This window comes from Leifsonia sp. NPDC014704 (assembly GCF_043083605.1).
In the GTDB taxonomy this organism is placed as follows: Bacteria; Actinomycetota; Actinomycetes; order Actinomycetales; family Microbacteriaceae; genus Leifsonia.
Genome location: NZ_JBIBYW010000002.1, coordinates 1 through 19022, shown reverse-complemented (window position 1 = coordinate 19022; position 19022 = coordinate 1). Strand labels below are relative to the sequence as shown.

General features: G+C 62.4%; 12 protein-coding genes and 1 pseudogene. 7 read left to right on the top strand and 6 right to left on the bottom strand.

The annotated features are described in order from the left end of the window. Window positions 1-76: 76 nt before the first annotated feature. Complete coding sequence (locus ACF1AJ_RS11435) at window positions 77-520, top strand: single-stranded DNA-binding protein (RefSeq protein ID WP_391507483.1); 444 nt, start codon at window positions 77-79, stop codon at window positions 518-520. Window positions 521-818: 298 nt separating this feature from the next. After that, window positions 819-3749 (top strand): TrlF family AAA-like ATPase, encoded by a 2931-nt coding sequence (locus ACF1AJ_RS11430; protein ID WP_391507482.1) that lies wholly within the window; start codon window positions 819-821, stop codon window positions 3747-3749. Between the two features lie 503 nt (window positions 3750-4252). Here ACF1AJ_RS11430 and ACF1AJ_RS11425 read toward each other — a convergent pair. From ACF1AJ_RS11425 to ACF1AJ_RS11405, 5 genes are all read right to left on the bottom strand, one after another. Then, complete coding sequence (locus ACF1AJ_RS11425) at window positions 4253-6928, bottom strand: AAA family ATPase (RefSeq protein ID WP_391507481.1); 2676 nt, start codon at window positions 6926-6928, stop codon at window positions 4253-4255. Window positions 6929-7366: 438 nt separating this feature from the next. Then, window positions 7367-8155, bottom strand: a complete 789-nt coding sequence (locus ACF1AJ_RS11420; protein ID WP_391507480.1) for an ArdC family protein — start codon at window positions 8153-8155, stop codon at window positions 7367-7369. A gap of 293 nt (window positions 8156-8448) precedes the next feature. Next, complete coding sequence (locus ACF1AJ_RS11415) at window positions 8449-8919, bottom strand: hypothetical protein (RefSeq protein ID WP_391507479.1); 471 nt, start codon at window positions 8917-8919, stop codon at window positions 8449-8451. Between the two features lie 1751 nt (window positions 8920-10670). Then, complete coding sequence (locus ACF1AJ_RS11410; RefSeq protein WP_391507478.1) at window positions 10671-10928, bottom strand: hypothetical protein; 258 nt, start codon at window positions 10926-10928, stop codon at window positions 10671-10673. A 79-nt stretch (window positions 10929-11007) separates the two neighbouring features. Continuing rightward, window positions 11008-11736 carry a hypothetical protein gene (locus ACF1AJ_RS11405; protein WP_391507477.1) on the bottom strand — a complete coding sequence of 243 codons (729 nt, stop codon included), beginning with the start codon at window positions 11734-11736 and terminating at the stop codon, window positions 11008-11010. Between the two features lie 996 nt (window positions 11737-12732). Here ACF1AJ_RS11405 and ACF1AJ_RS11400 point away from each other — a divergent pair. The 3 genes from ACF1AJ_RS11400 (at window position 12733) to ACF1AJ_RS11390 (ending at window position 15501) form a co-directional block, all read left to right on the top strand. Further along, window positions 12733-13899: a glutathione-independent formaldehyde dehydrogenase gene (locus ACF1AJ_RS11400; protein WP_391507476.1), complete on the top strand. Its 1167-nt coding sequence runs from the start codon at window positions 12733-12735 to the stop codon at window positions 13897-13899. Between the two features lie 27 nt (window positions 13900-13926). Then, a complete protein-coding gene (locus tag ACF1AJ_RS11395; RefSeq protein ID WP_391507475.1) occupies window positions 13927-14229 on the top strand; it encodes a putative quinol monooxygenase in 303 nt (100 codons plus the stop codon). A 141-nt stretch (window positions 14230-14370) separates the two neighbouring features. After that, a complete protein-coding gene (locus ACF1AJ_RS11390; RefSeq protein ID WP_391507474.1) occupies window positions 14371-15501 on the top strand; it encodes an NAD(P)/FAD-dependent oxidoreductase in 1131 nt (376 codons plus the stop codon). A gap of 132 nt (window positions 15502-15633) precedes the next feature. Here ACF1AJ_RS11390 and ACF1AJ_RS11385 read toward each other — a convergent pair. Further along, a pseudogene (locus ACF1AJ_RS11385) lies at window positions 15634-16043 on the bottom strand (excinuclease ABC subunit A); the annotation flags it as partial. Window positions 16044-16519: 476 nt separating this feature from the next. On the opposite strand from ACF1AJ_RS11385, the gene ACF1AJ_RS11380 reads away from it, so the two are divergent. Together ACF1AJ_RS11380 and ACF1AJ_RS11375 are read left to right on the top strand one after the other, a co-directional pair. Continuing rightward, window positions 16520-17173: a TetR family transcriptional regulator gene (locus ACF1AJ_RS11380; protein ID WP_391508748.1), complete on the top strand. Its 654-nt coding sequence runs from the start codon at window positions 16520-16522 to the stop codon at window positions 17171-17173. A 124-nt stretch (window positions 17174-17297) separates the two neighbouring features. Continuing rightward, window positions 17298-18341 (top strand): NAD(P)-dependent alcohol dehydrogenase, encoded by a 1044-nt coding sequence (locus ACF1AJ_RS11375; protein WP_391507473.1) that lies wholly within the window; start codon window positions 17298-17300, stop codon window positions 18339-18341. Window positions 18342-19022: the final 681 nt, after the last annotated feature.

The window sequence follows — 19022 nt, the reverse complement described above, 5'->3', positions numbered from 1 at the left end:
TTATTTCGTCGTCGAACCGGAAGTTCTAAGTGAAAGCGACCCGAGCAGCGGGCGCAGACCGAAAAGGAAGAGAACAATGAGCACACGAGTCCCGATCAGCATCGAAGGCAACCTCGTCGCCGACCCCGACTTCGGCGAGTCCCAGAACGGCACCAAGTTCGCCAAGTTCACCGTCGCCGTCACCGACCGCAAACAGGTCGACGGCAAATGGGTCGACGGCGACACCCAGTACCACCGCACCACCGTCTTCGGCCGCACCGCCGAGAACGTACGCGCCAGCCTCGCCAAAGGCGACACCGTCATCGTCAACGGCAACCTCGAGTTCCGCCACTGGACCGACCAAGCCACAGGCGAACCACGAGCCGCAACCGAAGTCGTCGCCGACAGCGTCGGTCCCTCCCTCCGCTACACCACCGCGGAGGTCCCCCGCCGCACCCCAAAAGCTGACGGCCCGGACGCATCCGCGACCGGGCCTTCAGCGCATCTCGGGCAGCACGACCGCCCGGCCTCACTGGCATAGTGCTTTCGGACGGCAAGGAGGTCGACCTTGGGTTCGGCCTCCTTGCCGTTCATCGCGAGCCGCAACAATGCTCGTGGAAAAAGCCTGATCAGACCCAAAAACGAAGATCCACCCGGCCAGTAAGCTCGCTCGTGCCGTGCTAGTGATGCGATCCAGTGAAGCGCGGCGAGCTTACTGGCCGGAGCAGTGAACCGCCAGCAGGCACACCGGCCACTGGGTAAACCTTCATCCTCCGCGTCATGACGCCCCTCGACCGAATGGTCACGACTCCGCCGATTGTCTGTCCAACGAACGGGGGGTGGGGCGTCCACACAACGAATCACGAGTGTCCTCTAGGCTCACGCGAGGAGAAGGGGATAGACGCGTGACGAGATGGTGGAAGTGTGACCTGCAAGTTGCGACGCCGGGGGAAACGCGATTCCGCGGTGCTGCGACCTGGGATCTAGGTACGGAAGCCGGCCGCGCCGCTGCCGCCGACGAATACATGGACCGAGCGCAGAAAGCAGGACTCGAGGTCCTAGTTCTCGCCGATCACAACAGCGTCGAATGGGTGGACGAGATGGTGGCGGCGGGAAAGCGCCGTGGCATCGTTGTCTTTCCGGGGTTCGAGGTTACGACCGCAAGCGGATCAGATGGCGCGCACCTCATCATCATGGCCGACCCGGAGGGGAAGACACAGGAGTTGGGTGAACTGCTCATTTCTGCGTGCGGTTTCGACTTCGAAAACCCGAGGTTCAATCCCTCGCAGCCTGACACTCCCGCATCTTCGCCGCGGACGCTTCCACAGATCCTCGATGCCCTCGACGACCGCTTCCTGGCAATCGCGCCACATGCTTTTACCGACAACGGAATCGCCAGCGGTGACACATTGAAAGGTGACCTCCGTTGGAAAGCTTTGCACCACGACCGCCTGGCCGCCATCGATGTCGGCAATATATCCGCTCTGCTCGAAGGTGACCTATCGCCGAAGGCAAGCTTCAGGGAAAGGTTTGTCCGGCGGGAGCTGGAGCATCTTCCCGCCATCAAGCGCTTACCGTTTGTGTCAACGAGCGACGCCTACTCGTTGGATGAACTCGGTACTCGCTACACCTGGATCCGGATGGAGTCGCCGAGTCTCGAAGCGCTTAGACAGGCTTTCCTTGACTACGAAGCGCGAGTGATTTGCGACTGGGATCCGCGTTATCTGGGCACGGGGAAGACGCCAAATGACATCTCCCACGCTTGGGTGAAGCAAGTAACGCTCACCGGGGCAAAGTCAACGCAAGTGCCGCTGGAGATCGAGTTTGACCCCAGGTTGACGGTGCTTATCGGAGGGCGAGGTGCTGGGAAATCAACTGTGGTGGCGGCGCTTCGGCACTTGTACGGAGACATAAGCGCCCTGCCTGCCCAGGCGCGACTCGAAGCCGAACAACTTCGAGATGCAGTCTTCTCAGGCGCTGTCCTCACGTCGACCCACGTTCTTCCCTATAGCGGTGAAGAGCAGAGCGCGTCGTGGACGCTGTCTGCTGCATCACAAACGGTTCGTGGCGACGGCCGGGAAACGCCCACCGAGTTTGCTGTCCGAGTCATTAGCCAGAAGGAATTGTTCGAACGCGCCGCGGTCAGCGCAGATGGAGCCGACTCGTCCTCAAGGAATCTGCTCAAGCTCGTCGACGACGCTTTGGCGGCGAGTGGCCATCTAGCTTTGGCCCGATTCTCCAACCAGATGGACGAGCTCCGAACGAAATGGGTGAGTTCAGCCCGCAAGGCTCAAACCGAGAGGGACGCGATTGCCACGCGAACGAGCATTTTCGAGGCGGAGCAAGAGCTCGGTCGCCAGGTCGCTGCGTTCGACGACGAGCAAAACAAGACACGAAGAGCCGCAAATGATCTCGCGGATCGAGAAGCAACGTGGATGGACGCGTTTCATGCGCGTTTGATAACGGCGCTCGAGGACGTAATGTTCAACGTCGAGGGTGAGCTTGGCATCACTGAGCCAGACCTTCCAGCAGAGACCCTCGACTTCAGCGACGACCTGAAGGAGCACGTTAGAAAGCTGCTTGCAGTGCAACGTCAGGCCAAGTCGGACCTCGACAAGGCAGTGGAGCGCGGCCTCACCGAGGTAACTCGCATCAAGGATGAACTGCAGCAATCCGGTTGGCCCGCTCGGATCGCTGCGTCACGCAAGGACAGTGCCTTGTACCTCGCGGAACTTGCGGAGATTGGGCTCGACCCGACCGCTTATGAGGCCGTCCGAAGGTCATGGGTGGCGAAGCAGACGGAGCTCGCCGACATCGATCGTCGAGCGCGAGAGCTGCCCGAGGTCGAGGCGCAAGTGGCACGAGACTGGGCAGCTTTCCACGCGCTAATTGAGCAGCGTTATGCGGACCGCTCGGCACTTCTCAATGAAGTTTCGCGCCGCAGCGCAATGCTCCGATTTGATACTCGCCGGAAGGCAGACGTCGGGTCGTGGGTCGAGTCGGTCCGGGTACTACTGAACCTTCGGTCGGACGGATTCCTCGAGGACGTCCCGGAGCTGGGCAAGTGGCTATGGGGTGGAGATGCCGCCGAGCAAGCCCTGCGGTTCCAAACATGGCAGAAAGCTTGCATTACTGGTGATTTCTCCGAAGTCGCAGCTCGGGCCGCTCTTCGCGCAACCTGGGTCCAGCGACTCACGAACCTTGATCCGCTGATGCGGGTGCGCCTCGCGGCGGAGATCGCCGACGATGCTGTCGATATGGAGTTCCTCCGGTACGGCGACCCCATCCTGGGAACCGAACGTTGGGAACCTCTGATGACGGGTTCTCCGGGCCAGAGGAGTGCGGCGATGCTCAGCTTTGTGCTTCACCAAGGTAGCGAGCCGCTCGTTCTCGATCAGCCAGAGGATGATCTGGATACTGAGTGGATTTCCGAGCTCGTCGTCAGACAGCTACGCGCCAGTCGATGGACGCGGCAGGTGATTGTCGTCACCCATAATGCGAATATCCCAGTGAATGCGGACGCCGAGCGGGTGGTTGTACTTGAAAACAAGAGCGATGCAATCCATGTAAGAACTTCGCAAAGCGAAACGGGAATGCCTATTGAGCACGTCGGCGCGCTGGAGAATGAGCTGGTGCGCTCTGACATTCAACGGATTATGGAGGGAGGGGTCGAAGCCTTCGTCCGTCGAGAGCGTAGATACAACAACGAGGTGAATAGCTATCGACTGGCCATGCAGGCAATTGCTGAGGAGCAAGCCCCTGTGTCGTAGGACCGGGAGCCATGCGTCCAACGAAGGCGCCGAAGCTCGTGAAGGACGGATCAGTCCTAATGCGTCGACAGTGGGGTCATGCAGACTGTAGTTATGGATCGGCCAGCTCCGGACCCCAAACCGTGGGGAGTGTCGGAAGACGAAGCCGTCGACTTGTGCCGCGAGTGGATGGTCTACCTTGGTGCGCAAGATACGGTCGTCGCTTCGGGTGAGGTCAAGCCGATTTGTCATCTGTACAGCAGCCGCTTCCTTGCCTGGATCGATAATCGGCAGCGCAATCTGGATGTCGGATCAGTCGAACGGGCTGCGAGCCTAGCCGCTAACGATGGACGATATCCGTTGATTTTCGTCCCGGGTGGGGTGCTCCCCTCGGCACAGGACCGTGCGGACGAGCTCGGTGTGGCGCTCTTGCGATTCGACGCACAGAATGGCGACCTAGATGGACTCAGCGTTATTGGTCGCCGGCTGCGCGCAGTTGGGCTAGGGCCAGGCTGACGTTGGCCTCAGCCGACGGTGCGGCCCAGTGAATGCTCGGGCCGAGGCCCCTTCATCGGACCCGTTGTCGGAAGTGCGGCGCGATTGAGTTCGGCTCGCGCAGCCACGCGCGACTTGTCCATCGTTTCTTCGACGGCCGCTCGCTGCATTGTCTCTACGAGTTGGAATCGCGCGGCCTTCTTAGTCGGCGCAATCACTATCGCTTTGTTGTTGTCCTTACCCCGCGTTAGTCCCACGTACAGGCCTGCCGCATCGACGCCAGGCCCGACGAGAGAGACGTCGGTCGTCTCTCCCTGAACTCCATATACTGTCGTGGCGTATGCCAGGTGAAGGTGCGACTGCACGTATTCGTGACTTACTTTCCGAAGATCCGTTGAATCACTCGTCGAAGCGAGCATTACGTGCTGGGGCGTGACACGCCTGACTACCCAGCTTTGGCGGTTTTGCACGTCGAACCGGCTGTCGTTGCGGCGGGTCTGGACGACGTCGCCGACGAAGATCGGCTGTCCACCTTGTCCAGAAATGGCCTCTCCAGTATCTATGGCTCCTTGAGAAATCCGCCTACTCTGAATGTCTTCGCTTATCGCTTGAGCCTCAGCATGAGTCGCCGTGACCAAGGCGATCCTCTGACGGCCCCTTTGAGCATCGAACCACGCCCCGACCATCGCGTCGCGAGCCTCAACCTCGGAGTTGGTGACGACGACGTGGCCCGATCGGATCAACTCGTCTGCGGCCTCTTCCGCCTGTAGACGGCCCGCGGGACGGCGCAACTTCAAGCTAAGCTCAGCCCACGCTTCGTCCTTGAATCGGTGAATCGTAAGAAGCTCAACCTGGCGGGTAGCTCTACGCCAGAAGAGAGCCATGGCACCGGAGTGCCCGACAGGGAGAGCTTGATACTGGTCGCCCACCAGCGCTATGCCTGCTCCGGTCCGGGAAACGACGTCAAGCAAGGCATTCGCCGCTTGCATATCCAGCATGCCCGCCTCGTCCACGACTATGCGATCGCCGGGCCGAATCAAGATAGTGGGGCCGCTAAACCGGGCCCCGGTCGTCGGGTCCGTATCACCACTTCGAAGGCATGACCATGCGGTGGCGCCGGCGCTATTCGTGTTCCATCGCCATCCGTGGTCGTGGAGAAGCTGGTGGAGCGATGACGAGGCACTTTCCGTTTCTCGACCCGCAACAGCGGATGCCTTCTTGGTAGGCGCCACGATGATCATGGCGTGACCTCGATCGCGCAGCGCAGCGCTGGCCACCTTGAGCATTGTCGTCTTACCTGAACCCGCGGCTCCCGCGACCGCGACGATCCGATCCGAACCCGCTATGGAGGCCGCACCTTCTAACTGGCCTTCGTCCAACTTCCTGTTCGGTTCGATGAGGTTGGCTATCGCCGAGATTTCAGTCACGGAGAGTGTCTGACCCGGGGAGGAAAGGAATTCGGTTCGTTGGGCGATCGTGGCCTTGAGGGTCGCTGTCGAGATTGCCATTCGGCGCTTGATGTGTGCTGGAATCTCGGTTTCCGACAATAACGTCACGGTGTGCGTCCGGGTGGCGCGCGAGACCACATCGTCCAGGACCCCGGCGAACCGAACGCGGTCTGCAACTACGCCGGAACTTGCGATCGCTCGAATCGCACCGGCGCGGATATCCATATCACTGAAACGGCCACCCGTCCCCGTCGATCGGGCGTCTGCATCTACGATCGCCTTCGCCGCAAGTAGCTCAAGATCAAGGTCCGCCACTGCCACCGACCGAGTTGCGACCGCCGTCCGCGGTCGGCGGAGTTCCGAGTCGGTGTTAAGGAGCTCAGCCGTCACGACAGACGCCCAATCTTCCTCACTTAGCTGCCGTGGCTTGTTTGGCCGGCCGGCCGCCCAAGCCCATTGGTCGATCTGTGTTAGGACCGTCGAAGAGGGCTCCTCGTCTGGGTGCTCTTGCCTCCACTCATCGAGGTGTGCGGCCTTATTCGCCTCTATTTGCGCTGACCGCTTCGACAGCGGCCGAACTACGTGCTGCAACTGCGCAATCTCCCCGTCCGAGTTCAGTGTGTAGCCCTTCGCCGCCAGTGCGGCAACCCATGTCGGGTCGGTTCGCGATGCCAGGTCTCCTTCAGCGTTCACGACGTTCTGGAACCTCAGCGCGACTCGGGTGTCAACATTCGACCACTTCCCGTCCCGACCCTGCACCTTGACGTTGAGCCACAAGTGGCGGTGCTTGTGAGGATCCAACGAGCGCGACCGTTCATGTCGGAGCTCGACCACCTCAATTCGGGAGAGCTCCTCCCTGACGGAACCCTGCTTACCGCGCCGGGCGTTGAGCTCGGTCTGCCACAGCTTGATGATCCGATCTCGCAAACGGTCCTGCAAATCCTCATACGCGGCCGCCAACCCCGGGTCCAACATCGCTGCGATCGAGAACGACTTCGGGGCGTTGATCGTCGCATCCAAGATCAGATCCGCGACCGGGGATTCCAGGTCCCGTCCGCGTCGCTCACCTGTGAACGGATCGAGTCCGTCGACCCAGTTCTTCAACTGTGACCGGGTGAGCAGGTCGTCTCGGATGGCACCGTTTTCGACGATGTATCGGGTCATCACGGCGTCTGCGTACCCGGCAGCGGCCAGAGCGCCGTCAGCTGTTTTGGCTGTCAGGGTGGCGTCGCAGACACCGCCGAAGGCGTAGTTCACGGATTGCTTGACCCCTTGGGCCGCCTGCCCACGCTTCCAACGTGCCACTCCACCTCTCACACTTAGAACTTCCGGTTGCGCGCTCCTTCCGGCACGCATTTGGCGCGCACATCTCGAAGAGTGCCTACGTGCATTCGCTTCTTCTCTTGCTCTTCTTCCTCGGCTCCGTCCCTCTTTTTTCGGAGTCGTCCTCCTTCGTTGGTTCCTTGCTCTCGTCTCTGCCGCCTCCATCTCTGTTTCCACTTGGTCCTTCCTGGTTCCTTTGGGCGTATCCGCCGACGTCTCTTGACGCGCTCGTATCCCGAGCCCACGTGTTTGGGCATGGGAAAACCCCGGTCCGCTTGGACCGGGGTTCCTGATTGGGGGCTTACGCCTGGTGCTCGATGGCTTCCGCGATGGTGTTGGCTGTTCTCAGCACGCGTACTGCAGTCTCGCGGATCACGTTGATGTCTTCATCTGCCCAGCCCGTGATGTATCCGATGCTGTACGCGCTAGTGTCCAACCCGCTGAGGCCGGCGACGATGTAGGCGACGGATTCGGCTTCGACCTCCATCTGTCCGCGGTGCGTGCGGTAGTCGTCGATGTCGGCGATGTGGCGCAGCTCGATGTGCGCGGTCTCGTGGATGAGAGTCTTAGCTCGGGGGCAAGGTCTTCGGCGAGGATGACGCGGCGCGACTCAGGGTCGGTGTACCCACTCGCGCTGGAGAGCGACTCGCGGTGGACGCTCCATCCGTGGCCGGTGAGATGGGCGGTCAGCGGAGCGATGAGGCCGCGGTCGTTGTCCCCGATCAGCCGTTGGGCCGGGTCCTCGGGGAGCGGCTCGGCTCCCTCGATCGGGTCGGTCTGTGAGATGTCGAAAACGGACAGTGTGGGGAAGTACCGGACTACGTGTTCGTCGTCCTCGGTCGCCTTCTTCTGGTCGTCATCATGAGCGGACCTCTTCTCCCGGTATCCGAAGATCTTGATTGACTTCTCGCCCTTGCGAACTTGCCGTCCCTTCGCCTGCCACTGACCGAATCCGGCAACCATGGTCGCCTGCGGGTTCTGAGACATGATCAGCAGGACGTTGTTGAGGCTGTAGGTGTGGAAAGAGCGGGCGAACTCTAGGAACGCCCGCCACTGGCCGCTGTCCCTGAGCTGCTGGACTTGCTCCACGATCGACGCCTGCAGTGACTCCGCCTCGGTCCGTCGATGTTCTGCGCTCCTTGTGGTGCTCTTGCCGCCCATGATCCCAACCTCCTGATCGACCCTTCTATGGGTCTGTGTCAAATCAGCGAGTGTTGGTTTGGTTGTCCCGCCGATCAGTTTTTTTGCCGTTCCGGCAGAGAGATCGAGAGCGCGTGGAGGCAGCGCAGTGCCCGGAGTGGAGCGGTCGCTATGTGGAGGGAGCGCAGCGAGTGGAGTCTGCAAATAGCGACCGGAGGGAACGGAGCTGGCGGAGGAAGCTATGATCGGCCGGCCGGAATGGCGAAAAGATGCGGAAAGAAGTAGCACGCGGTCAGGCGTTCCGAACAGCGGAATCAGCGCCGCCTCAGTGCGGCTCCACTCGGGGCCGGTGGCTCCCCTGCGGCGGTGTTAGGCAGCATCCGGGCGGTGATGAACCGTGAATACGAGGCGACCATCACCAACACCGGGAACGACGCCCACTGGCCGGTCCCGGTCGGAATCCGCACCGGCGGGAACCAGAGGTCACACTGGACCTGGTCGCCCGGGGAGTAGTCCAGCCGGTCAGCTGGGTCCTTCGGCGAATACTCCGGCCGCAGCAGCGCGACCCGCTTCCGGAACCACGACGGCGAGCCTGCCCAACCGACTCGCTCGGCGATCACCGTCGCCGGCATCGTCGGGAACTCGGTCAGCAGCACCCGAACCCGCGACTCGAACTCGTCGAAAGCAGACGGCCGCTCCGGAGTCTGGAACGTCGGCGGCGACTCCGACGCCAACGCCTTCGACATCGTCGTCCGCGAGATCCCAAGCTGTCTCGCGATCCGCACCTTCGGCACTCCCTCAGCCAGATGCAACTGCCGAATCAAGGCCCAATGCTCCAAGGAGATCACCCATCCAATCGTGGAGTAGGTGTCCAGATCTCAAAGAGCGAATGTGTTCAGTTCCTCACGAGCGCTGACACCGAGACAGGATCCTTTACCGAGACGGCTTGTGCCTCTCCAGGCCCATGGATGCAGACCGGTGACGCACTGGTTGTGACCTCGACCAGTGGCAGACAAACGACCCGGTGAGGAACTGCGGGCGGAGACATACGGCGACAGCTCGGCTGGCCAATTGGGGCGGCCGATTGACGACTGCTACCCCTGACTAAGCAACAACGGTTCCCTGAGCATTTCCGAATGTGCCGATGCTCCCGGGCTGAGCGGAGGTAGGGCAGGATCATCGATGTGGCCACAGGGCCATCACTGGGCGATTCGGATCGGGGATCATGACTAGCTGGAGGCCGTACGTCTTAGCGCCATTAGTCGCGGTTGCCGGATTCGGGCTTTGGAGGGTTTGTGTCGGCGCGTCCTCTGACCCCGGCTCGGAGGATCCGTGGGGTGCGTGGGATGCCGTCGTGATTTGTGCCGGGCTCCTCGCGATCGGTGGGATCGTCTTCGTCCTCCGTTGGACGCGTCGCAGTCCGAGAGTTGGCGAACCATTGGGGTTCGCGTCGTGGGGCACATTTGATGATCGGGCGTCGCGCTTCGGCACATCAACCGCAGTTCGTTGGAGACGGTGGCAGGCGATTGGATGGGTTAGCTTCGCGGTGTTCGACTCGCCGTTATCGTCGGCTCCATCCTGGCGATTGCCTTTAACTCGAGCGGCAATCAGGCCGCCTTCAGCGCGACCGTCGTGACTTCATGCTTTGGCATCACAGCGGGGTGGGCGGGACTGCTGTGGGCTCGGCGGTACGGGCGGTACGCGATCGCTGGAGACTTTCTGGCCCAGCTGCAGTAGCGAGACCTATTCAGAGAGTCCCCTGAGGAGCGTTGGTCCCCTTTGACCGTCGGGGGTAGGGGAGTAGCATCAGCTGCTGGTTTTCACCGGGTACGGCACGCTGGGGAGGGATCAAACTCGTGGGAACGTTGCGCTACGGGACGCTCGAGGTCGAGTTTAATGACATGTTGTTGGCGCACTTGCAAGTGCTCATCGGGATGAAACTGCGTCGCCGGGAGAACTTCATGCTCAGTTGGGTGAAACCGCATGAGCTGGGAAGTGGCCGACAGTCGTTGTGGATTGATAACGGCTTCCCGATTAGTTTCGAGTTCGACGGTGGCCAATTCCCGCAGATCCAGTCGGGAATGGGTGGAAGCGATGGCGATGGAAGCGGCGGGAGCTTCTGGTCTTCACTTGACCAGTCACGAGCCACCAGAAAGCGCCCTCCGGCCGCACTGAGCATCTACCGGTGGAGCGTCGGACCCCCGTGTTCGCCGACGCCAGATCTGAGGTCTGTCTAGCCTCGGGTGCAGGCGCTGCCTTACCGTGCTGGTCGTGAGGTGTCGTTCCTGCTTTATCGCCGTTCTCCTTCATGGTGAGCAGCATTCCCGGGATCGAGCGGTGTTCCTGTCCCTGCACGGGCCGATGCCGCCGAGACGGCTGGAGGTGGCTGGATCATTCGCGGGAACGGCAGCGGTGGACGTGTATGACCTGGTGGATCTACGAGAGTGGCCCGCTCACGCGGTTTACGAATTCTGCTGCACGCTCCCGCGAACCCGAGATGATCTCGCGGACGTCTGATCCGGAGCTCGTTCGAGGGTTAGAGTTCCAGCCAAAGGTCGTCGTCGCGTCCGTCTGAGCCGGCCGATGCTGGTGGGTCGGTGACGGTGATTTCTGTCCAGGTCACTGATACGCCGGCGGAGATCAGCACGTGAGTGGTGCGGCCATCTTTGGGGCGAGGAATGCGGACGTAGTCTCCTCCAGAGCGAAGCGCGTCGAGGATCTGTGCCCGGGTAGTGGCGGCGTCAGTGTCCAGGAAGTAGTCCTTGCCGTTGACAGTGAGTTTGTGCAGGGTCATGGCCGGCCCTTGTGGTGCGTGAGTGGAGTGGGGCGGGGATCCTGCTCACGGTGTGGGGACCGCGGACAGGGTCGGGCGATCAGCGGCGCGGCGGAGTCGGGGTGTCCGGGTTCGCGGCCTGCTGAATGGTGGTTTTTGCGTGCTGGGCCTGTTCTGCCACGGAGGGTGCAGCGTCGGTCTGTGCGTTGATCTTGGGGGCTTCGGCTGCGGCCCGGTTCAGGATGGTCTCCCACCGTTCCTGCATGGGCTTGATCAGTCCACCACCGGCGCCGACGATGATCACTCCGGCGATGACGGCGAGAACGGCGATCAGGATCGGAGTGGTAACGGTGGTGGCGACATCGACCTGGTTCAGGGCGGCGATCACTCCCAGGAAGATACTGACAATGTTGGCCAGCGCTTTGCCGTAAGACAGGCCGCCGAGAGTGTTCTGGATCAGCATCTTCACTCCGGCAGCAATCGCGGCGGTGATGATCACGATGACGATGGCGACGATGACCTTAGGCAGGAAGGCGATGATTGCCGCCAGCAGCGCACTCACCGGGTTCGGTCCGAACACACCGAACGCGAACTGCAGCACGAACAGTACTAGCGTCCAATACAGGATCCTGGAGATCAGGGCGGAGGCATCCAGGTCGGATTTCGCCAACGCATTCTTCACCCCGCCGCGCTCGACCAACCGGTCAAACCCCACCCTGCGCAGCAATTTCGTCAGGCCGCGGGTGATCAAACTGGCAACGATCAGCCCGACGATCAAGATCACCAGGAACAGCAGGAACTTCGGAACAAAGTCGAAGAAATTCGCCAAACCGCTTTGCAGTGTAGGAATTATGTGCGAAGACCTTTCAAGTCAACGAGGAGAACCTATTTCCGGGATCAGAAACACCCGAACCGTCACACACCGGATGCCGCAACGTTACGGTCACACCACCCCGCCTGGCAGGGGTTGATGCGCTCACGCAGATGTGCTGCCACTGCGATGAGCGCCGCTCGGGAACAGATTCCTGCCGAGGAGTAAGCCGGCTGCCGCACAAATGTGCGGCAGCCCATCGGTGGGCGTCGGGGGGTTAGCGGCGGTCCGGGTGCTCGTCTTGGTCGTAGTCGATCTGCTACTTGCGGACTTTCTCGCTCACCGTCTGCTCCTCGGTGACCGTCTCGGTGTCCAAACGCACTCGCAGACGACGTGCTAAATACCAGCAAGGCAAGCGCAAGCTACTTGAGTAGGGCACGTTGGCGGATCAACACCTGGCGCGCAGCGTGTGTCTGAAACGATCGTCTACGGCGGAGCGCCTCGTGATCGCCGAAACAGTCGGCGCATCGTTCCGCTACCCACGACGCACTATCCATGGGACGATCGGCCGTATGAGTACCCCGATCATCGCCATCGTCTGCGTCCTCGGAGTCATTGTTCCACTGGCGCTCGGCCTCCTGCCCAGCCAGCGCAAGCGGCGCGCAACTCGCCGCTGATTCGCACAGCCGCGTTGGTTGGCACAGGGCCGCGCTGACGACCGCGGTAGTGACGCTTACCCCTTTGCGGTACCGGCTCCCCATCAGAACCGCTGTCAACGTCACGATGATAACGACCACAAGGACGAATGGCGCGACCACCGCAAGCGTGTACAGAGCGTATGCCCTGGGATCGAGCAGCGGACCCGGGCACTATCCCGGCTCGATTGCTACACATCAACTTGAGGCGAGTCCCTTGACGCGTGGCTCCTGGGGGCGTTCGTTGTCTAGCGATGGGGCCGCGTCGGAGGGTTCTTGCCAGAAAGACATCGAGCAACACAATCGGATCGGAGTGGACATGAAGGCAGTGGTGTACGAGGGACCGCGACAGGTCAGCACGAAGGACGTCCCGGACGCGAAGATCGAGCGACCCACCGATGTCCTGGTCAGGGTAACGACGACGAACATCTGCGGCTCGGACCTCCACATGTACGAGGGGCGGACCTCCTTCGAAGTAGGCCGGACGTTCGGTCACGAGAACATGGGGGAGGTCATCGAGGTCGGTAGTGGTGTGGAAAAGGTCAGGGTCGGAGACCGGGTTGTGCTCCCGTTCAACATCTCGTGCGGATTCTGTAAGAACTGCGAACGCGGCCTGACCAACTACTGCCTCACCACCCAGCCCGACCCATCATTCGCCGGTGCGGCCTACGGGTTCGCCGACATGGGTCCCTACGGCGGTGGCCAAGCGGAGCTGCTCCGCGTGCCTTTCGGTGACCACAACGCGCTGCGCCTGGGCGAGGATGCGGAGGAGAGGGAGAACGATTACGTCATGCTCTCTGACATCTTCCCTACCGGCTACCACGCCACCGAGATGGCCGGCGTGGTACCCGGCGACAGCGTTGTGATCGCTGGGGCGGGTCCGGTCGGATTGATGGCCGCCCTGTCCGCGATGATCAAGGGCGCCGCGAAGGTGATGGTGGTCGATCGTCACCCTGACCGGCTCGCGTTGGCCGAGCAGATCGGTGCGATTGCCATCGATGACTCCAAGGTCGATCCCGTGCAGGCTGTGCTGGACGAGACGATGGGGCTGGGAGCTGACCGTGGTTGCGAATGCGTGGGTTACCAGGCCCACGATCCTCAAGGCAACGAGGACATCACCGCTACTATGAACATGCTCATCAACGCGGTGCGTTTCACCGGTGGAATCGGCACCGTCGGCGTGTTCGTCCCCCAGGACCCCGGAGCCAAGGACGACCTCGCCAAGCAGGGAAAGGCGGCCATCGACTTCGGAACGCATTGGTTGAAGGGTCAGACCTTGGGGAGCGGTCAGGCCCCGGTCAAGCGGTACAACCGCCAGCTGCGAGACTTGATCGCCGCCGGCAAGGCGACCCCTTCCTGGATCGTCTCCCACGAAATCTCGCTGGACCAGGCTGCCGATGCCTACAAGAACTTCGACGCCCGGTCCAAGGGTTGGACCAAGGTCCTCATCAAGCCCGGGATGTCGACCGGGAAGAAGGCGAACTGATATGGCCGCTCAGGAAGAGGTGATGTCATGAGCGTGACGAAGGGACTGCTTGTCAGGCTGGAGGCCCTGCCCGGCAAGGAAGACGAGGTCCAGGAATTTCTCGGCATCGGGCGAGGGCTCGTCGAGGAGGAATCGGCCACGATCGCGTGGTTCGCGATCCGTCTCGGCCCGTCCTCATTCGGGATCTTCGACGTGTTCCCCGATGACGCCGGCCGCGACGCGCACCTGTCCGGCGCGGTTGCGACCGCTCTCGGCGAGCAGACGGGCAAACTGTTCAGCGAGCCGACGATCGAGAAATTGGACGTCCTGGCCTCGAAGCTTCCCGCTTGACACTACAGACCGGGAGTACTGGCCCAGAAAGGAGGGGTCGCTGCGCGTGGTGACTTCGGGCTTACACAGCCCGCTGACGTCGTGGCAGCGGCCCCTTCTTTTGCGGCCTATCGCTAATCACCAACAGCTCGGGGAGCCGCGATGACAGGAACTGACGACGGCGTTGCGCCGACGCGTTCACCCGAGGTAGCAGTGATCGGGGGCGGGATCGTCGGTCTGTCGACGGCGTACGCGCTGCGGGAGCAGGGCGTGCCGGTGCGCTTGTATGAGGCTGGTCTGCCCGGGACGGGTCAGTCCGCAGGCGAGTCGCGGATCTTCCGGCATGCTCACGACGACCCGCGACTCGTCGCTTTCGCGCGCGAAAGCCGTGGGGTATGGGATGAGTGGGCCGAACACTTCGACCTCGAGCTGGTCTCATCAGACGGTGTCCTGGCGATCGGAGACAGCGCCCTGGCGCGGCTGCGTGTGCTCGACCAGGTCGGTGGCGTGGAAGCGCACGAGATCGATGCGGCCGAGGTCGCCCAGCGGATGCCGCTGCTCGCTGGGTACTCGGGGCCAGCGGTGCTCGACGAGTCGGGCGGCGCGATCCGCACCCGCGCCGCGATCACGGCACTCACGGGTGCCCTCGCAGATGCGGTCACCACCGGTGAGGTCATCTCCATCGATCCCCGCGCCGACGGGACGGTCGAGGTGCGCAGCGTCACCGACCGGGCTGTTTACTCCAAGGTGGTCGTGTGCGCCGGCCGCGAAACCGCCCGCCTGGCACGCAGCGTCGGCCTGTCGCTGCCGGTTCGCCTTGCCGCACACGTCCGGCTGACCTTCGACGTGAAAGCCGCCGCCCCGGCACGAGTCGCGTGTCTGCAGGACAGCAGCGGCGTCTTCGGCGAAGTCGGCGTCTACGCGACGCCGCTACCGGGCAACAGCAGCTATTCGGTCGGACTCAGCGACACCGTCGGCGTCCGCGACGACGGAACTTTCATCGACCGGGCGGCGATTCGATCGCTGGACGAACGCGCACGCGAATACGTGACACGGGCGCTGCCCGGTCTCCACCCAGAGCCGCGCGACTTCCTTCACTGCTGGGTGACCGACCTCCCGTGGAGTGAGGACGGCGTGGCCGTGTGGGAGGCAGGCCCTGTCCTTTTTGTGGCCGGTCACAATTTGTTCAAGCAGGCACCTGCGCTGGGTCGCGCTCTTGCCCGGGCTGCGACCGGCGGCGGTCTCCGCGCCGAGCTCACGCCCGAAGCGCGCCTCGGCGACGCCCAGCGCTAGGGCGTGTGTCCCTTATCGCGGGCGGGGGGGACCCGCGCTTCTGGCCGGCAAACTGTTCGGCGAGCTCACGATCGAGAAGTTGGACGTCCTGGCCTCTGAGCTCCCCGCCTGAGACTACGATCTCGTCCCTCGTCACGATGGGGTGACGTTGGTCGCTGCCTGCAGTGCCTTGGCGAGGTAGCCCGCGGAAGCACCGACACCTTTGTCCGCGGCGTGCTTGGGCGTGCCAGCTGCAACCACGCTCCCGCCAGCGTCGCCCGCACCGGGCCTAGATCGATCACGTGGTCGGCCGCTGCGATGACGCGAATATCGAGCTCTGCCGCGACGACAGTATTACCCGCCTCGACGAGCGTCTGCAGATGCGCGACCAGACGATCCGTGTCGGCGGAGTGGAGCCCGGACGTTGGCTCGTCCAATACGTACAGCGTGCCCCCACGCTGCGCACGCTGCAACTCGGTCGCGAGCTTGACGCGCTGCGCCTGTACTCCGGAGAGCTCGGTTGCCGGTTGACCCAACCGGAGGTAATCGGGTCCAACGTGCCGACGGGAGAATAGGGAGCAATGAATAGAGCGCCTTGCTCCGCCGAAGCCTTCTCGTCCCGGCTATGCATGGCGTGACATTCGAAGAACTCGGCCAGGTGAGCCCGACGCTTGCCCCTCGTGGAGGGTTCAGCACGGCGGAGGGACCGGTGCGAGACATCGTCGTGAAGATCGCGGAACCTATAGGGACCGTCGCTGAAGAAGAGGCAGCGAGGTCTTAGCGTGCGCAGCCCGCCCGTGAGTGATCCGCTGACGGACACACGAGCCCGACATTGGGTGAACAAGATCCTTGCTCACCGATGCAGCAAGAGGCTGCGTATAGATCTGCGCCCCACGACACGAAGGCAGCGATGCCGGCGGGAACTGAGGGCCGGATGTGATTGCCGATCTGCTGCAGGGTGGAACTTCCAGCGAGGGAGACTTCGTACCTAGGTAGGCCGTGGCAGTTTCTGCCAGGCAGGTGTAGCGTCACCCCCGTGATGGAGTGCGAAATCGAGCCGCGAGAGCGCGCGCGCCTTCGCGCATCGGAACAATGCTGCGCACTGTTCAGCGCCCGCGGCACCACGGACCTGACGATCACAGAGATCGCGGGCGAGATCGGCATTTCGCAGCGAACGTTTTATCGGTACTTTCCGGTCAAGGCTGAGTCGGTTGGGCCAGTGTTCGACTGGTCCATTCGATGTTTCAACGTGGTGATCGTCGAAACGGATCCAGACATCGCCTTGACGGAGGTGCTGCGCCTCGCGTTCCGGGCAAGCTTGCTGGGCGAATCGGCCGAGCGCACTTTGCAGCTGTTTCCCCTCGTGTTCCGCAACTCGGAGATGTGGTCGGTGTTCATGAGAAGAGTTCATGACGGTGAGATGTCGGTCGCGCCCGTGTTGGCGCCCCGGCTCGGGTTGGCGGCGGACTCTGTCGCCGCCCGCGCGGCTGCCGCGGCCGTGGCGAGTTCGATTCGGATCGCCCTCGAGGACATGGTCACAGCGGGCGCTGATCCGGAGATCGCTTACGTGCGGACCCTCGCACAATTCACGTCGGGACCTCTCGTTGCCACCCCGCGCCGCCTCCCCGAGGTGGGCAGCCAGCCTCGCCACGCGAACCTGACGTCGATGGGAGGTGCGAACTCAACGCCCTGATCGAACAACACTGGCGCTTCGACGAGTCGCCTCCTGCGATCGCAGGGTAACCAGGCGACCGCAAACCATCATCCCCAACAAGGCCCGCTAATGGCGTATCTGTGAACAGAAAAGGAAGCACATTGTGAAAGCAGCACGACTGAACGAAGTAGGGTCGGATTTCGTCATCGAGGACATCCCGACTCCAGTACCTGGGCCTGGAGAGGTCCTGATACGAATCGGTGGATCAGGGGCATGCCACTCCGACCTGCACGTCAAGTCCGGCGAGATTCCGGGTGTCGCTTTCCCCCACACCTTGGGTCATGAGAATGCAGGCTGGATCGAGTCCTTCGGTCCCGGCGCAGAAGGCAACGGGTTCGAGGTCGGCGACGCGGTCGTCGTGTTCGGCGGCTGGGGCTGCGGTCACTGCCGTTTCTGCCTGGGAGGCAAGGAACAGCTCTGCAACACATTCCTGTGGGGCGGCATGGGTCCCGCAGGCGGGTATGCAGAGTACATGGTCGTGCCGTCCGTGCGGCATTTGCTTCCGGCAGACGGACTCGACCCGGTAGAAGCAGCCGCTCTCACCGATGCAGCCCTTACGCCTTACTCGGCGGTCAAGAAGGCACTGCCCCACCTCGTGCCCGGCACGAGCGCGGTCTTGATCGGCGCTGGAGGGCTCGGCCAGTACGGGGTCCAGTTCCTGAAGCTGCTCTCCCCGGCAAAGGTGATTGTCGTCGACACCGACGAGAAGAAGCGTCAGACCGCACGCGAGCTGGGCGCCGACGTCACCGTCGACCCCCGAGATGCTGATGCCGCGGAACAGATTCGCACTGCCGCCGGCCGGGACGGGGTAGCGGCTGTTCTTGACTTTGTCGGAATCGACACGACCATGGCCCTTGGCGCTGGAGCGGTGGACCGACTCGGTATCTTTGTGCTCGTCGGGCTCGCGGGCGGCAGCTTCCCGTTCTCGTTCTTCCGCTTCGCCGCCGAAGCAGCGATGATGACGAGCAACTGGGGTACCCGGAATGAACTCGAGGAGGTACTCGCGCTAGCCCGCTCTGGGCGCCTGGTATCGGCGATTGAACGACACCCACTTTCGGAAATCAACGAAGTGTTCGAACGCCTCGCCACCGGTCAGATCCCCGGACGGGCCGTGCTGGTCCCGGGAGCACCCTCCTCGAAGGGCTGAGCGCCCAACGGCCAGGACGATCGGGAATCGTTGACGCAAGCGGAACTGATCATTCCCGCGGACGTGCACTGGATCGCTCAACTTGTCGAGAAATTGAGCCGATTTGCTCCGCTTGCGCGCTCCGAGTCGAGCACAATCCTCAGGATCAGAGGTTGGTCCGCGTCGACATGAAGCACTTAGACCCGCTCATCTTCGGGGAAGCGCTCGCAACTCTGGATGCCGCGCGGAAGATCCTCGGGAAACCTCTGCTCGACCACACTACGAATTTGGGTCCCGCGCCTCAGGACAGCGTGTCGACGAATTCACAGGTACCCGGCGTGAACGCCCGTCACGAGACCGGAGGAGTCCGCTTGCGCCCTTCATGCGGTGAAGCGAAACGAACGACGGCGCGCCCACAAGCCGGTCCCTCACCGTGTACGCCTACCGCGATTGACCGCAGGCGATCCGGCTGGCTTCGGGATGCATGTGTACCTCGCACGATGAAGGTGTACGCATAGGTGCGCTATCTTCAACATCCTCGGACAGCTCGGAACAGAACTGTTGGAATCCTCTAATCCACGACGAGGCACCGAAAATGGGCTCTTCCCAGATGAGGGTGTAGGTCGGCCGGGCGCGTCGGTCCGCAGATAGACGTCGAGATCTCCCGACGACGGAGGTTCCTACGCCATCCATCCGAAAGAC

Coding starts and splice junctions, on each gene's coding strand:
- ACF1AJ_RS11435 (WP_391507483.1), top strand. CDS start 77: ATGAGCACACGAGTCCCGATCAGCATCGAAGGCAACCTCGTCGCCGAC.
- ACF1AJ_RS11420 (WP_391507480.1), bottom strand. CDS start 8,155: ATGGGCGGCAAGAGCACCACAAGGAGCGCAGAACATCGACGGACCGAG.
- ACF1AJ_RS11410 (WP_391507478.1), bottom strand. CDS start 10,928: ATGACCCTGCACAAACTCACTGTCAACGGCAAGGACTACTTCCTGGAC.
- ACF1AJ_RS11400 (WP_391507476.1), top strand. CDS start 12,733: ATGAAGGCAGTGGTGTACGAGGGACCGCGACAGGTCAGCACGAAGGAC.
- ACF1AJ_RS11395 (WP_391507475.1), top strand. CDS start 13,927: ATGAGCGTGACGAAGGGACTGCTTGTCAGGCTGGAGGCCCTGCCCGGC.
- ACF1AJ_RS11390 (WP_391507474.1), top strand. CDS start 14,371: ATGACAGGAACTGACGACGGCGTTGCGCCGACGCGTTCACCCGAGGTA.
- ACF1AJ_RS11380 (WP_391508748.1), top strand. CDS start 16,520: ATGGAGTGCGAAATCGAGCCGCGAGAGCGCGCGCGCCTTCGCGCATCG.